Annotated in this window: 1 protein-coding gene; it reads left to right on the forward strand. The window is 53.4% G+C overall.

The window, feature by feature from the left end; genetic code table 11:
• On the forward strand, positions 1-283 hold a 283-nt coding region (locus QSV46_RS39495; RefSeq protein ID WP_314964062.1), incomplete at both ends, for an HNH endonuclease.

Here is a 283-nt window from a genome sequence, read left to right on the forward strand (position 1 = left end):
GTCAAATACTATTCGACCGTTCACCGCGTGATTTGGGCGCTTTCGCATGGCCACTGGCCGACCGACGACCTCGATCATCGCCACGGAGAGCGCTCCCACAACGCCATTGTCGAGTTGCGCGACTGCACACCTTCCGACAACCAGCGCAATCGTCGTCTCCATAAGAACAACACGAGCGGATTTAAAGGGGTTTCGTGGGTTCCGAAGCTACAGAAATATCTCGTTCAAATTCAGGTCAATAAGGCCGCCGTCAAGCTCGGATATTTCGTCGACAAGATTGAAG

The organism is Bradyrhizobium cosmicum (assembly GCF_032290525.1).
Classification (GTDB): Bacteria; Pseudomonadota; Alphaproteobacteria; order Rhizobiales; family Xanthobacteraceae; genus Bradyrhizobium; species Bradyrhizobium cosmicum_A.